The 14,547-nt window shown below is 61.3% G+C and carries 10 protein-coding genes; 5 read left to right on the top strand and 5 right to left on the bottom strand.

What is annotated here, in order from left to right; genetic code table 11:
• Positions 1–85: 85 nt before the first annotated feature.
• The gene (gene topA, locus SGJ19_27330) at positions 86–2,791 is read right to left on the bottom strand and encodes a type I DNA topoisomerase (protein MDZ4783977.1); all 2,706 of its coding nucleotides are present in this window, start codon (positions 2,789–2,791) and stop codon (positions 86–88) included.
• A gap of 403 nt (positions 2,792–3,194) precedes the next feature.
• Here topA and SGJ19_27325 point away from each other — a divergent pair, with 403 nt between their 5' ends.
• The 3 genes from SGJ19_27325 to SGJ19_27315 all read left to right on the top strand — a co-directional run bounded on the left by SGJ19_27325 (position 3,195) and on the right by SGJ19_27315 (position 7,892).
• Positions 3,195–5,516: a SurA N-terminal domain-containing protein gene (locus SGJ19_27325; protein MDZ4783976.1), complete on the top strand. Its 2,322-nt coding sequence runs from the start codon at positions 3,195–3,197 to the stop codon at positions 5,514–5,516.
• 196 nt (positions 5,517–5,712) lie between these two features.
• Positions 5,713–6,501 carry a hypothetical protein gene (locus SGJ19_27320; GenBank protein MDZ4783975.1) on the top strand — a complete coding sequence of 263 codons (789 nt, stop codon included), beginning with the start codon at positions 5,713–5,715 and terminating at the stop codon, positions 6,499–6,501.
• Between the two features lie 47 nt (positions 6,502–6,548).
• On the top strand, positions 6,549–7,892 hold the full coding sequence (locus tag SGJ19_27315) for a mandelate racemase/muconate lactonizing enzyme family protein (GenBank protein ID MDZ4783974.1): 1,344 nt from the start codon (positions 6,549–6,551) through the stop codon (positions 7,890–7,892).
• 91 nt (positions 7,893–7,983) lie between these two features.
• Here the strand turns inward: SGJ19_27315 and SGJ19_27310 are convergent, their stop codons facing one another.
• From SGJ19_27310 to SGJ19_27300, 3 genes are read right to left on the bottom strand one after another with little or no spacing between them, the layout of a single operon-like run.
• On the bottom strand, positions 7,984–9,372 hold the full coding sequence (locus SGJ19_27310; GenBank protein ID MDZ4783973.1) for an RtcB family protein: 1,389 nt from the start codon (positions 9,370–9,372) through the stop codon (positions 7,984–7,986).
• Positions 9,373–9,385: 13 nt separating this feature from the next.
• Complete coding sequence (locus SGJ19_27305) at positions 9,386–10,183, bottom strand: ABC transporter permease subunit (GenBank protein ID MDZ4783972.1); 798 nt, start codon at positions 10,181–10,183, stop codon at positions 9,386–9,388.
• On the bottom strand, positions 10,180–11,097 hold the full coding sequence (locus SGJ19_27300) for an ABC transporter ATP-binding protein (protein ID MDZ4783971.1): 918 nt from the start codon (positions 11,095–11,097) through the stop codon (positions 10,180–10,182). Before SGJ19_27300 ends, SGJ19_27305 begins: the two co-directional genes overlap by 4 nt.
• 139 nt (positions 11,098–11,236) lie before the next feature.
• On the opposite strand from SGJ19_27300, the gene SGJ19_27295 reads away from it, so the two are divergent.
• Both SGJ19_27295 and SGJ19_27290 read left to right on the top strand, forming a co-directional pair.
• Positions 11,237–12,583 carry a dicarboxylate/amino acid:cation symporter gene (locus SGJ19_27295; GenBank protein MDZ4783970.1) on the top strand — a complete coding sequence of 449 codons (1,347 nt, stop codon included), beginning with the start codon at positions 11,237–11,239 and terminating at the stop codon, positions 12,581–12,583.
• A 237-nt stretch (positions 12,584–12,820) separates the two neighbouring features.
• Positions 12,821–13,762 (top strand): sugar phosphate isomerase/epimerase family protein, encoded by a 942-nt coding sequence (locus SGJ19_27290; protein MDZ4783969.1) that lies wholly within the window; start codon positions 12,821–12,823, stop codon positions 13,760–13,762.
• Positions 13,763–13,846: 84 nt separating this feature from the next.
• On the opposite strand, the gene SGJ19_27285 is transcribed toward SGJ19_27290, so the two are convergent.
• On the bottom strand, positions 13,847–14,419 hold the full coding sequence (locus tag SGJ19_27285) for a DUF6174 domain-containing protein (protein MDZ4783968.1): 573 nt from the start codon (positions 14,417–14,419) through the stop codon (positions 13,847–13,849).
• Positions 14,420–14,547 lie beyond the last annotated feature (128 nt).

Here is a 14,547-nt window from a genome sequence, read left to right as displayed (position 1 = left end):
CGCGGGCGAGGTCGAATCTGGCATGAAACCAGCTGATTCCGCAGTGGAAACAGTCGTGTTCCCAACGCACCGCCGCAGGCAATGTTCATGCGCCCGAGGGCGATTTCTTCCGGGCGGGCGCCTTCTTCTTCGCGGCCCGTTTCGGCGCCTTCTTGGGTCCGGCCGCTTTCGGGGCGCCTTTGCGGAAGCCGCGTTTTTTGGCCGGGGGACCGGCGGCAGCACGGATCGCCAGCAGGTCGAGCGCCTGTGGGAGCGTCAGTTCCTCCGGCTTGTTCTCCTTGGGCAGCGAGGCGTTCGTCACGCCGTCGGTGACGTAGAAGCCGTAGCGGCCTTCCAGGAGCTTGATGGGCTCACCGGTGATCGGCGAGGCCTCCAACGTGCGGAGCGGTTCCTTCGGAGCACCGAAGCCGCGGCGGGCCGCCTTGGGTTGCGCGAGCAACTCCAGTGCCTCGGACAACGTGACTTCGATCGGCGAGACGCCCGCCGGCAACGAGCGCGTGTCCGTGCCGCACTTGATGTACGGGCCGAAGCGGCCGTTCTGCGAGATGATCGGCTCGTTGCTTTCCGGATGCACGCCCAATGTGCGCGGCAGCGATAGCAACCGAATCGCGGTCGCCAGGTCGACGTCCTCGGGTTTCATGCCTTTGAGCAGTGAGGCGTTCTTCGGCTTGTCTTCGTCGTCAGCGTCGCCGCGCTGCACGTACGGGCCGAAGCGGCCGTTTTTCAGGTAGATCGGCTTGCCGGTGTCGGGGCAATGTCCGAGCGGCTCCAGCGCCACGCCTGCCTGCGCCAGCAACTCCAGCGCTTTTTCCTGAGTCAATTCATCCGGCGGCGTGCCGTCGGGGATCGGCGAGCGGCGTTCGCCTTGCTCCAGGAACGGTCCATAGCGCCCGATGCGCACGAAGATCTCGTCCCCTTCCGCCCCCGGCCGATCCGGTCTGCCGAGCGAAATGCGGCTCGCTTCACGCGGGTCGATCTCTTCGATCTTGGTCGCGAGTTGCTGGCGCAAACCAGGGCGGCCGTTGCCGAAATAGAAGCTCTTCAAGTAATCCAGATGCGCCGCCTCGCCGCGGCTGATCGCGTCGAGGTCTTCTTCCATCTGGGCTGTGAACTGGTAGTCGACCAGCGTAGGCAAGTGTCGCTCCAGCAACTGCGCTACGGCAAAGCCGACCCAGGTCGGCACCAGCGCGTTGCTCTTTTTGAACACATAGTCCCGCGCCTGAATCGTCTCGATGATCGCCGCATACGTACTAGGCCGGCCGATGCCGAGATCTTCGAGCGCTCGCGTCAGCGTGGCTTCGTTGTAACGCGCGGGCGGTTGCGTGGTGTGGCTCTTCGGTTCGAGCCCTTGGCAATTAAGTTGTTCCCCTTCCGTCACGCTGGGAAGTATCGTCTCGCGATCGGCGAGTTCCGCTTGCGGATCGTCCGCGCCTTCGACGTAGGCCCGCAGGAAGCCTGGGAAGTCGATCGTCTTGCCGCCCACCTGGAACGACGCGCCGCCCCCTTCGATGGTGATCGAAATCCGCTGCCCGCGCGCATCCGCCATTTGACTGGCGACGGTACGCTTCCAGATCATCTCGAACAGCCGGAATTCGTCGTGCGAAAGGCTGCCGCGCAGCGATTCCGGTAACTCGAACGGATGGCCGGCGGGACGGATGGCTTCGTGCGCTTCTTGCGCGTTCTTCACCTTCGTGCTGTAGAGCCGCGGTTGCGCCGGCAAGTATTGCTGACCGTACTGTGCATTCACCAATTCTCGCGCCGCACTGACCGCGACCGACGCGAGATTCGTGCTGTCGGTACGCATGTACGTGATGTGACCGTTTTCATAGAGGGCCTGCGCCACTTGCATGGTCCGCCGGGCGGTGAAGCCGAGTTTGCGGTTGGCTTCCTGCTGCAACGTGCTCGTCGTAAACGGCGGCGCCGGGCGTTGCGTGTAGGGCGTCTGCTCGATCTTGGCGACGCGGAATTGCGCGCTCCGCAGCTTGTGGACCAATTCCTCCGCACCGGCGCCATTGAGATGTAGGAACTTGCCGTCTTTCAGTTTGCCCGTGGCGGAGTCAAAGTCCTTCGCGGCCGGGATGCGCTTGCCGTCGGCCGAAACGAGCGTCGCAGAAAGCTGCTCGCCGGAGTGCTTGGCGAACATTCCCAGCACGTCGAAATACGTCGACGAAACAAACTTCATCCGCTCCCGTTCGCGATCGACAATCAGCCGTACCGCCACGCTCTGCACGCGCCCCGCCGACAGGCGGCGGCCCAGCTTGCGCCACAAGAGCGGCGAGACGTCGTAGCCGTACAGCCGGTCGAGGATGCGCCGCGTTTCCTGAGCCTGGACCAGCGAATTGTCGATTTGGCGTGGATGCTCCATCGCCTCTTCAATCGCCTCGCGGGTGATCTCGTGGAACACCAGCCGATGGACGGGAATCTTGGGCTGCAACAGTTCCTGGAGATGCCAACTGATGGCCTCTCCTTCGCGGTCTTCGTCCGTCGCCAGCCAGAGCTCGGTCGCGTCCTTCATCAGCCCCTTGAGCTTCTTGACTTGCTCGTTTTTGCCGGGGGGGACGATGTAGACCGGTTCGAACCCTTCGTTAACGTTCACTCCCAGATAGGCCCATTCCTGGTCCTTATATTTGGCCGGAATCTGCTTTTTGCCCTCGGGCAGGTCGCGGACGTGGCCAATGCTCGCCTCGATGACGAACCGTTTGCCCAGGAATTTGCTGATCGTGCGCGCCTTGGCGGGCGATTCGACGATCATCAGGGCTTTGCCGGTTCCGGCGGGGGATTTCTTGGCCATTTGAATTGAGAGCAGTGTGAAGATAGGCAAACCAGGAGGTGCGTCCCTACTTATCGCCGGACGGCGCTACGAAACTCAGAGGCCGGACCCGTACTCGGTAGAGGCGTTGCAGGTCTCGCGACCCCCCCGGCATCGTAATCCGTATAATCCTACGTATCTGGGCGGCCAGAACCGAGGGCGGCCGCCGAAATCGTGCGTCCCATCCGTCCCGCCGCAGCGGATTGCGGAGGCCCCGGAACGCTCGCAACCCCTTTTGGGATTGAATTTACGTCCCGCGCCAATACAATCGGCACCTTCTTGGGCAGGTGGTGCGACGGACCACTGTTAATCTCTGCCCAGCCTGGCTGTCAAGGGTTGCGACGGCCAGGTTCGCGATCAAATCGACACGAGGAACGCCGCCACCATGGCCAGCCCTTTTTCCAAGTTTCGTAAAAATCAGAAGCTGATGATGGCCATTTTGGGCGTCTTGGTCATGGTCGCCTTCTTGATCCTGCCCACGCTTCTGGAGTTTTCGCAAAACACCGGCACGACGAATACCGACGTCGTCTCCACGAGTTACGGCGTGCTGACGGAGTTGGACCTCCAGAACATGGCCAAGCGGCGGGATCTGGCCAACAAATTCATCAACAACGCCTTGATGCGCGCCAATTTTCAGCAAAGGCCCACACCATTTGGTCGGCCGAACGACCAAGCGGATCTGGTCGAGACCATGCTGCGCTATCGCAAGGCCGAAGAGTTGGGACTTTATGTTCCCGATAATCGCGTCGTCGCCATGCTGGACACCTTGACCGACAAGAAAGTCGACGGCGACGGCTTCTCGCAAATTGCCCAACAGCTAGGTGTGCAGCAATCGCAAGTCATGGATGCTTTGCGTTACGAATTGATGGCGGATCAGTATGAGCAGTTGCACTTTCCCGCCACGCAGATCCAGACGCCGGTCAGCCGCTGGGAAATTTTCCAGAGCCTGAATCGCGAAGTCAGCGCGGAAGTGATTCCGCTCGAAGTCGACAAACTCATCGACCGCACGCCCAAGCCGGATGAAGCGACGCTGCGGGCGTTTTTTGAACAGTACCGACTCGACGACGCGACGTACTACGCCATCGAGCCCGGCTTCAAACAGCCGCATCGCGTGGCGTTCCAGTATTTCAAAATCAAGCTCGACGACTTCACTTCGCAAGTTCCAGTGAGCGAAGACGAGATCGTCGCCGCCTACGAGCGCGACAAGGACACGCTCTATCGCTTCCGGCCGGACTCATCGCTGTTCAACAATCCGTTCACCGTGCCCGGCACCGCGATCGACTCCGGCATCCCGACGGAGGACGATGTCCCGCCGCCCGTCGAACCAGTCACGGAAAGCGAAGCGCCCGCCGCTACGGACACTCCCGTCAATGAAACTCCCGCCACGGAAACGCCCGCCGACGGCGCTGCGCCGAGCGAGCCCGTTCCGGCGGTAGAAACTCCGTCGCCGGCCGATGCCCCGACGGAAACTGAAAAGCCCGCGGATGCACCGCAATCGTCGGTACGCCGCTCACCGTTCCGGTTGGCGTCCTATCGCTTGCAGGACGAAACGCCGGCCGCACCGGAATCGCCCGGAACCGACGCCGCCGCGCAAGCCGCACCGGCTGCCGAAGAGAATACTGCCCCTGTGGCGACCGATGCCGAACAAACTCCGGCCGACGAAGTGCCGCCGCTCGAAGACGAAGCGCCGCTCGCCAACGATGAATGGTTGCCGCCCGGCGAATTGCAGGACGGCCCCGATCCGGAATTCCAACCGCTCTGGAAAGTGCGCGAACAAGTCCGCCAAAGCGTGGCCCGCGAGAAGGCCCAACCGTTGATGGACAAGGTGATCGGCGAATTGACCCGCGACATGCGCCGTTACGAATCGCAATGGCGCGGTTGGAACGGACAAAAAGCGCAGAAGCCGGATTTGCCCATGCCGGCGCCGCTCAATTTCAGCGACTTGGCCTCGAAGAACGGCGTCGAATCCAAACAAACGTCGCTGTTGGCCCGCGACGCGTTGCTCTTCTCCGAAGAGCACACGTTGGGCAACAGCTATATCGGCGAGACGCCCCGGGAAGAATCCGCGGTCGTGAATGCCGCGTATTCTGGCATGGGGCTCTACCAGCCCCAGAACTCGCAGGATGTACAGGGCAATCGCTATCTGTTCTGGAAGACGGAAGAGAAGGAACCCTTTATTCCGACGTTTGAAGAGGTGAAGGGCGATGTCGAGGCGGCCTGGCGCAAACAGGAAGCCCGCAAATTGGCCATTGCCGAAGCGAACAAGCTCGCCGAAGAGGCGAAGAAGTCGGACAAATCGCTGACCGAAGTGTTCGCGGACCGGAAAGACCTTGTCGTGACCACGACCCGGCCGTTCACCTGGAAGTTCGGCGGCTTCATGTTCGGCCAGCAGGAGATTCCCATTCGCACCAGTCAGGTCGAAGGCGTGGACGATGCGGGCGACGAATTCATGCGGACGGTCTATGGGCTGAACATCGGCGAAATCGGCGTCGCCATGAACGAGACCAAAAAGGCCGCGTACCTGATCCGGCTGGTGAACACCACGCCCGATCTCAACGTTCTGCATTCTATGTTTCTGTCGACGCCCTACGCCAACTACGGGCGAGCAGGAGAAAACGACGCCTTGCTCCGTCAGGCGAATTGGCGCCGCGAACTGAACGTCCAAGCCAACGTGCAGTGGCTCCGCGCGCCCCAAGAAATGCAGTAGATCTCGCAAAATAAGCGAGTCTAAGCCCAAGGAAGGCCACCACGGTCGTTGCTATTTGCGACGACTCCGAGGGCCTTCCCTGGGCTTTTTTTTGAGGCCGCCGGGGAACGTTCCCTGCGTTTCATTTGCTCTGGGCGTGGCCCGTGGTTAGCCTAGCGGTGGGGATTTTCCTGCTACCGCATTGACCGGCTCGACTATGAAGAACTTACGCCACGGCGTGCTCGCGGCATTCTGCCTGTGCTTGCTACCTAGCGCCGCGTCGGCTGCACTGATCGCCTCCGTCGAGGTCGCTTACGAACTCATTCCCGACGGCCGCACGCGTTACGAGTACACGCTCTCCAACGCGCCAGACAGTGAGTTCCCGCTGGATTTGTTTCTGCTCGACGTCGGCGAGAATGTCGCGATTGAGCTCGAAACGCCGTTCGGCTGGTTCGCCGATTTCGCGCCCGATGAGCAGACGTTCGAGATTCTGTATCAGGCGGAAGGCAGCGCGGCGTTGGCCCCCGGCGAATCCGCGAAGTTCATCATGCTGTCAGCGGCATTTCCCGACGTGCTCCCCTACTTCGTCGCCAATCTGGCGCAAAGCAGCGAGGAAGGGGGCTACGTCTTCGACTTCACTTTTGCCCCGACCCACGCCTATCCGTTACGGCCCGGCGACACAAACTCTGACGGCGTCGTCGATGTCACGGATCTGAACAACGTCCGCAACAACTTCGCGAAGAGCGGCAACCCGGTGCTCGGCGACACCGACCCATTCGACGGCACGGTCGGGCTCTACGACCTCAACCAGGTCTACAACAACTACGGCCGCACCTACGATCAGGCGATGGTGCCCGAACCGGCGACAGCCGCACTGGCACTCGCGTTCGCCGTTGCTTTGGTTGGTCTGCAAATTTCGAATGTCGGAATCCGAATGTCGAAAGATGTTCGAATGACGAATGATCCCGCAAACGGTATCATCCAAACAACGCCCTTCGTCATTTGAATTTCAAATTTGATTCGACATTCAGGTTTAGAACTTCGTCATTCTTCATGCTCTCCTCCGACATCCGCCTCTGTGAGTTGACGTCGCGCACCGTTCGCTACGCGTACCGTGTGCCGATGAAATTCGGTGGGCGGGTTGTGACCGACGCGGTGCTGTTGGACGTCGACGTGCAAGTCGAAACCCGCGACGGCCGGCGCGGCGCGGGTCACGGCTCAATGCCCATGAGCAACGCCTGGGCGTGGCCGAGCCATCAAGTCTCCGGCCCCGACGCCTTGGCGGCGATGATCGCGCTGGGCGAACAAGCCGTCCGCGACGCCGGAACGTATCGCGAATTCGGCCATCCGCTAGAAATCACGCATGCTCTGGCAAAAGACCATCCCTCAGCCGCCGCGGCGCTGACGTCGGCACTCGCGGAACCGATGCCGCGACTCGCGCAACTTGTGGCCACGAGCCCGTTGGAGGCCGCGATTCACGACGCCTACGGCAAGGCCCTCGGCATCAACGCGTACAACACGCTGGGTCCGGAATTCGTGAACCGCGACTTGTCGCATTATCTGACCGCCGAGTTCCAAGGCGAGTATCTCGACCGCTATACCTCTCGGCAGCCTAAGCAGTCGATGCCGCTCTATCATCTGGTCGGCGCGCTCGATCCGCTCACTGCCGCGGATCTCCCGGAGCGCATCGGCGACGGCTTGCCCGAGACGCTGGGGGAATGGATCGCCGCCGACGGACTCACCCATCTGAAGATCAAGCTGAACGGCGACGATCTCGCCTGGGACATCGAACGCGTCACCGCCGTGGAACGCATTGCGGCGGAAGCGCAGCACAATCGCGGTTGCCAGGCCTGGCGTTACTCGCTCGACTTCAACGAACGTTGCGCGAACGTGGAATACGTGCTGGATTTCCTCGCAGGCATTCGGGAGCGCGCCCCTGCGGCGTGGGATCGTGTGCATTACATCGAGCAGCCCACGCACCGCGACCTCCGCGCTCATCCGGAAAACAAGATGCACGCCGCGGCCAAGTTGAAGCCAGTGGTGATCGACGAATCGTTGATCAACCTGGACAGTTTGCAGTATTGCCGTGAACTCGGTTACTCCGGCGTCGCCCTCAAGGCCTGCAAAGGACACAGCGAAGCGCTCTTGATGGGCGCCGCGGCGCAGAAGTACGGCATGTTTCTCTGCGTGCAGGACCTCACCTGTCCCGGCGCTTCGTTCTTGCACTCGGCCAGCCTGTCGGCCAGAATCCCCACCGTGGCCGCCATCGAAGGCAACGCCCGCCAATACTGCCCCGCCGGCAATCAACGCTGGGCGGAACGCTTCCCGTCGATGTTCCAACTAAGCGACGGCACACTCGGCACGGCGGCGCTCAACGGCCCCGGACTCGGGTACTAGGAGTTTGAAGTTTTCAGTGTTCAGTTTTCAGTGATTGGCCAATTCGTCTTCACTGAAAACTGAACACTGAAAACTTCAAACTCTTCCCGCATCAGTCTTCCGCCCGGCTACGATCCCCGCACATCTTCACGATCCTCGGATCGAACCGCGCCACCGTTTCCACCAGGTCCGCTTGCGCGGCCATCACTTCCTCGATGTTCTTGTAGACGAACGGCACTTCGTCCGCGCCGGCGGAGAGGACCCGTACGCCGCGCTTTTCCAGGTCCTTTTGCACCGCGCGGAAGTTGTACGTATTGTTCGCCTGCGTGCGCGACATCCGCCGCCCGGCGCCGTGCGAGGCGCTGTCAAAACTCTCCGGATGTCCCTTCCCACGGACAATAAACGCCGGGTCGGCCATCGAGCCGGGAATGACGCCCAACACGCCAGCGCCTGCGGGCGTGGCCCCTTTGCGATGGACGACGAGTTCCCGTCCGCCATGCTCTTCGAGCCAGGCGAAGTTGTGATGATTCTCCACTCCGGCAACCGGCTCCGCGCCCAGCAACTTGGCCACCTGCTGGTGAATCACCGCGTGGTTCGCGGCGGCGTAATCCCCCATCAAATTCATGGCCGCCCAATACTCCTGCCCCGCCTCACTGGCGAGGTCGAGCCAGGCCAGCCGGCCGAAATCCTTGTAGCGCGAATCGAGCCGGCTCTGCGCGATCGCCGAATACGTGCTGCAGACTGACGCACCCGTGCCGCGGCTGCCGCTGTGGCTCAGCAGCGCGACGTACTTGCCCGGTGCCAGTTGCAACTCCGGCGCCGGCGCATCGAGCGTGAACACGCCGAACTCGACGAAATGATTGCCGGAGCCGGACGTGCCGAGCTGCCGCCAGGCCTTGTCGCGATTTTCGCGCGTAATGCGCGTCACCGTCCAATCGCGATCCATGACCGGATGCTCCATCGGACGGCGATATTCCACGCCGATGCCAAACCGCGTCCCGCGTTCCAGCGCGGCGTCGAAGAGCGACGGCTGTCGGGTCAGCGCTTCCGGCGACAGATCGAAGATCGACAGCTTCATCCGACAAGCGATATCCACGCCCACGGCGTAAGGCACCACCGCCCCTTCAAGCGCCAGCACGCCGCCGATCGGCAAGCCATACCCGATGTGTGCATCGGGCATCAACGCCGCCCCGCGCGCCATCGGCAGTCCGCAGGCCTGACGCATCTGCTGATGCGCGCCGTCGTCAATCTCCGTCCCCCACGTGCGGTAAGTGATCGGCTCCATCATCCCGGTCGCCTCGGCTTCGAGAAGTGCATTCGCCAAGGGAGCAAAATGCGGATCCGAGGTAAACTCCGTCGGACGCTCCACCACGGCCAGCAACTGTGCGCGGACGTCCTTCCCGCGCAGTCCGCCATCGGTCGCGGCGCTTTGCACGGCCGCGATCGCCTCTTTCAAGCAACGCGCGGGAACGCCGAGTTTTTCCAATTGGCGGCGGTTCATGGCGAACACTACTTCAAGTCAGGTCCCGGTATTCCTTGCGCTGGAACACGATCATCGCCAAGACAATCGCCGTCGCGCTGATGCCCAGCATCGCCCACAGCGCGGTTTCCGCGGTAACTCCCGTGAACACGCGGGGATCGAGCGGTTCCACGACGCGGCTTTCCCCGCGGACCTGGAGCAGCGAGGTGCCGTAGTCATAGATCATCGACCGGCCATAAAAGTTCACGGCAAATCTTTGCACCATGCCGGGAATATTGCTAAGGAAAAACTCCATGAAGATCGAATAGATCAGCGCCAGCACCGTCGCGTGCCGGAACAACACCGCAAAGAGATGAAAGGCGGCGACGTAGCTGACCGACATTGCCAGCACCGCCGGCAAATAGGCATCAAACGCCGCCACGCCCGCAGCCCCAGCGAGCCGGCAATCGACGTAAAACACGCCGATGATCAAGCCCAATACAAGCGGTAACGTGGCAAAGATCTTGGCCACCACGATCAGCGGACGCGGCACCGGCCGCACCAGCAGGAAGAGCAGCGTGCGATCTTCGCGATCACCGCCGATGCTAGTCGTCGCGTAGGTCAGCGCGCAGAGCGGGATCACCAACAGCGCAAACTGAAAGATCACGAATTCCCGGCTGAACTGCTCGAACGCGCGGCCGAAGTTCTTGTCGAGCGCATAGCGATGGCCCAGGATCGAGAGCTCCGCGATGGTCAGACCCAGCGGCAATAAAATCATCAACGTGCCGGACGACCAGAGCAGTCGCCGGAACGAAACCCAACAGAGCGCGGAACAGGCGCGCAACAAGTTCATGCCGACCTCTGTTGCAAGTAGCCGAAGACCGCGTCCGCGCCGCCGTCGAGGGTAGTTAATTGATCGATCGGCAATCGCTCGTCGACCGCGAGTCGATTCACCAACGCGAAGAACTTCTGTGGCTCCCGGGTACGGACCAGCAGCCGTTCGCCGCACATTTCCACGGCTTCCACTTCGTTCGCGCCAACAAGCTTTTCCGCCCAGCGGCGTGGCTGCTCACTGACGACTTCCACGCAGAACGGCTGGTCGTCCAGCATTGCCCGAATCTCGCGCAATGTGCCCCAGGCCAGGATACGGCCACGGGCGATCATCAAAATCGAATTGGTGAGCTGTTCCACCTCGGTCAGCAAATGGCTGCTGACCAAGACCGTCTTACCACGCTCGGCGAGTTTCCCCAGCAACTCGCCGAATTCCCGCCGGCCGCCGGGGTCGATGCCCGTCATCGGCTCGTCGAGCAACAAAATCTCCGGATCATGCACGAGCGCCTGCGCCAGCTTGATCCGTTGCCGCATCCCGTGGCTGCAACCGGCAATCCGCCGCGCCGAACGGTCCGCCATGCCGACTTCATCGATCGCCACCTGCGTCTGCTCGCGCGCGATGCGCCGCGAGTACCCGTGCAGCCGGGCCATCGTATAAACAAACTCGAACCCGGTCATTTCCTCGTAGAACTGATTGATGTCCGGGCTGAACCCCAGGATCCGCTTGGCGGCCGTCGACCAGGCGTCATGCTCGTTGAGCCGGACACGCCCGAGCGTCGGCCGCAACTGCCCGCTCGCGAGCTTGAGCAACGTCGACTTCCCGGCCCCATTCGCGCCCAGCAGCCCCGTGATGCCAGGACCAATCTGGCAACTAATATCATTCACCCCGATCACCGGGCCATAGAACTTGGTGACGTGCTCGAAGGTGAGGGGCATAAACGCGGTACGGGAAGTAAGAAGTAAGGAACGCGACGACCGTCAGCCTTGACTTGAGCGGCGGGTTGTCGATGATGCAGCAAGCTCGCCCAAATGACGTGTCGCCAGACTCCATTATGGCTCAATCCAAGCTCCAAACATGACCTCTCCGACCATTGACGCGAAGCGCCGGCTGCCGCTGCACCATCGGATCATGATCGGCCTGGTGCTAGGCGCCGTCGTCGGCATCGCCGTCAATCTGGCGGTTGGCGACGAAGATAGTTCGGCCAAACGAGCGGTGGATTGGGTTATTTTTCATATCACCGGGCCGATCGGCGCATTGTTCCTGCGGCTCTTGTTGATGCTCGTCGTGCCGCTCGTGTTTTCCTCGCTCGTGGTCGGCATCGCCGGCATTGGAGATATACGCAAGCTTGGCCGCCTTGGCCTGAAGGCGTTTCTTTACACGCTGGTGATTTCGGGCATTTCGGTGGTGATTGGTCTCACTATGGCCAACACCATTAAGCCTGGCAAGCGGATGTCCGAGGAAACGGCCACAGAGTTGCGTGAGAAGTTCGGCGCCGGCGTCCCCGCGGCCCCGGACAAAGCCGAAGCGGCCAAGCCGACGGCGCCTTTGAAAAAGGTGGTCGACACGTTGATTCCGTCGAACCCGTTCTTTTCGGCGGCGACGGAACTGCCGAACATGTTGCATCTGATGTTCTTCGCGCTACTGATGGGCGTCGGCATTACGCTCCTGCCTCATGACGCCACGCGGTCGCTGGTTTCCGTGCTGCAAGGCCTGTTCGAGGTAATCTCGAAACTCATCGATCTGATCATGCTGACCGCACCGTACGCCGTGGCCTGCCTGGTGTTCAACAACACCGCGCAGTTCGGCATCGAGTTGCTGGCCGCGCTCTCATGGTATGTGGTTGCGGTGCTCGGCGGCTTGGCGCTGCACATGTTCGGTGTCTACTCGCTGTCGGTGTACTATTTGTCCGGCATTCCGCCGCTCGATTTCTTCCGCCGCACGCGCACCGCTGCGCTGACCGCGTTCTCCACCTCGAGCTCGAACGCGACGCTGCCGACCGCGATGAAAGTCACGGAAGAGAATCTGCACGTCCCGCCGGAAATTGGGAACTTCGTCCTCACCGTCGGTGCCACCGCGAACCAAAATGGCACGGCACTCTACGAAGGCGTGACCGTCTTATTCCTGGCGCAACTCGCGGGCGTTGACCTCACGCTTGGGCAACAATTGATGGTCGCCTACATGGCGATCCTCGGCGGCATCGGCACGGCTGGCGTCCCGAGCGGTTCGATCCCGTTCGTCGTGCTCGTCCTCTCCACCATCGGGGTGCAACCGGAACTCGTGGCGGTGATCCTGGGCATCGACCGCTTCCTGGATATGTGCCGCACCACGCTCAACGTCACCGGCGACATCACCGCAGCAACCTTCGTCGCCAAATCCGAAGGTTACAAGCTAGCCGGCGACGCGGAGAAAAACAGCTCATGAAAGGGGGAATGACGAATTTCGAAATCCGAATGACGAAGGAATGTCGAAGCTCGAATGACTGAATGTTCGCTAGCAAACCAACCCAATGCCAGCATCCATTCGTCATTCCCCCTCCTCCCTCCGTGTCCTCCGTGCTCTCCGTGGTGAATCTTCGGAAGCGACTTCGGCCTCTTCAAATGAACCGTGTCTCGAATTAAACTACGCGGCAATTCACAACTTCCTCAAGCAGCCATCGCCATGCAACGCCGTTCCTTTCTGACGCAAGCCGGCATCGCCGCCGGGGCCGCCTTGGGCGCCACACAAGTCGCATCCGCACAGACGGCTGACGCCGCGCCGAAGAGGAAAAACCGCCCCAATCCCATCGGCGTTTCCACCTATTCTTTCTGGCGCTTTAACGACGCCACGAAGTTGCCAATCAAGCAGTGCATCGACCTGGCGGCCGAGATGGGCTTTGACGCCGTGGAGCTGCTGCACATTCAGATGGAGTCGGAAAGCAACGCCTACCTGCAGAAGATCAAGCAGCGCGCGTTCCTGCACGGGCTGGCGCTCTGCGGATTTTCGACCCACCAGGGGTTCGTCAATCCGGATGAAAACGTCCGCCGCGTGAATATCGGCCACACGCTGCATTGCATCGAACTGGCCTATCAGCTCGGCATCCCCACGGTGCGGATCAACACGGGCCGCTGGGGCACGATTAAGAACTTCGACGACTTCATGGCCAACCAGGGGCGCGAGCCTGGCCTCGAAGGCTATACCGACGACGACGGTTTCGGCTGGGTGATCGGTAGCCTGGAGAAGCTGCTGCCCAAAGCGGAGGAATGCGGAGTCACGCTCGGCCTGGAAAATCACTGGGGCCTGGGCCGCAACGCCGACGGCGTGCTGCGCATCATCAACGCGATCAACAGCCCCTGGCTCCGCGCCACGCTCGATACCGGCAACTTCCTCGAAGATCAAATCCCGCAATACGAACAAATGGCCCCGCACGCCGTCTTCGTGCAAGCCAAGACCTACTACGGCGGCGGCAAATGGTACGAATTGGACCTCGACTACCAAAAGGTCGCCGAAATCCTTCGCCGCCACAACTACCAGGGCTACATCTCGCTGGAGTTCGAAGGCAAAGAAGATTACGAGACGGCGATTCCGAAGAGTTTGAAGATGTTGCGGGAAGCGTTTGCTTGAGGAAGAGTTTGAAGTTTTCAGTGTTCAGTTTTCAGTGAGGACTTCGATCCCAAGCACTGAAAACTGAACACTGAAAACTTCGAACTAATCAGCCACAAACTTCGTCACGCGCCATTCGACGTTGAGTTCCGTCCCGAGCACCTGCCGCCTCACGTGCAACGGATAGCCGAGTCTAGGGTCGAAGTCCGCTTTGAGCACCACTTGGCTCCCGGCCGGGGCGTTGTAGCCTTTCTCCGGATCGCGCTGGCCCTGGAGTTCGGTGGCCAGCATGTCGAACTGGCTCGGTACGGTCCAGGCGGCCCAGGTGCGTCGCTGATCCGGCACGCGACCGTCGCGCGTCATCTCCACCGGTTCGCCATCGCGGACCTTAAGTTGCACCACGCCCGGCCGGCGTCCGAAGATTTGGACCTCCAGCGAATAACTGCGCGGTCCGGCTTGGTCCCAACGGGCGCGCGCGGCGCTCAACGTCTCATCCGTCAACGCCGGCAAGGGATCGCGATAGAAAGCGACGGCGACGACCACGGCGCCGATGACTGCGAGCATCACTCCCAAGGCCGCGCCGAGCAGCAGTTTGGCGACGCGCGGCCGTCTCCGCACGGCAACCTGAGTCACCTCGCCCTGCGCATCATCCGGGTCGTCCCTACGTCGATCAATCACCAGCGCCGTCTTTCCTGAGTTAAGTTTGCTACACTAGGCCTTGTCTCAAAACGCGATTTTGACGTCATATCGCAGGTATTGTAAGAGGCAGGCCCATTTGATCATGCCGGCGAAGTTTCGGGTTGTTT

The organism is Planctomycetia bacterium, assembly GCA_034440135.1.
In the GTDB taxonomy this organism is placed as follows: domain Bacteria; phylum Planctomycetota; class Planctomycetia; order Pirellulales; family JALHLM01; genus JALHLM01.
The sequence above is the reverse complement of the archived record's forward strand: the minus strand, read 5'-3'. Positions and strand labels throughout refer to the sequence as shown.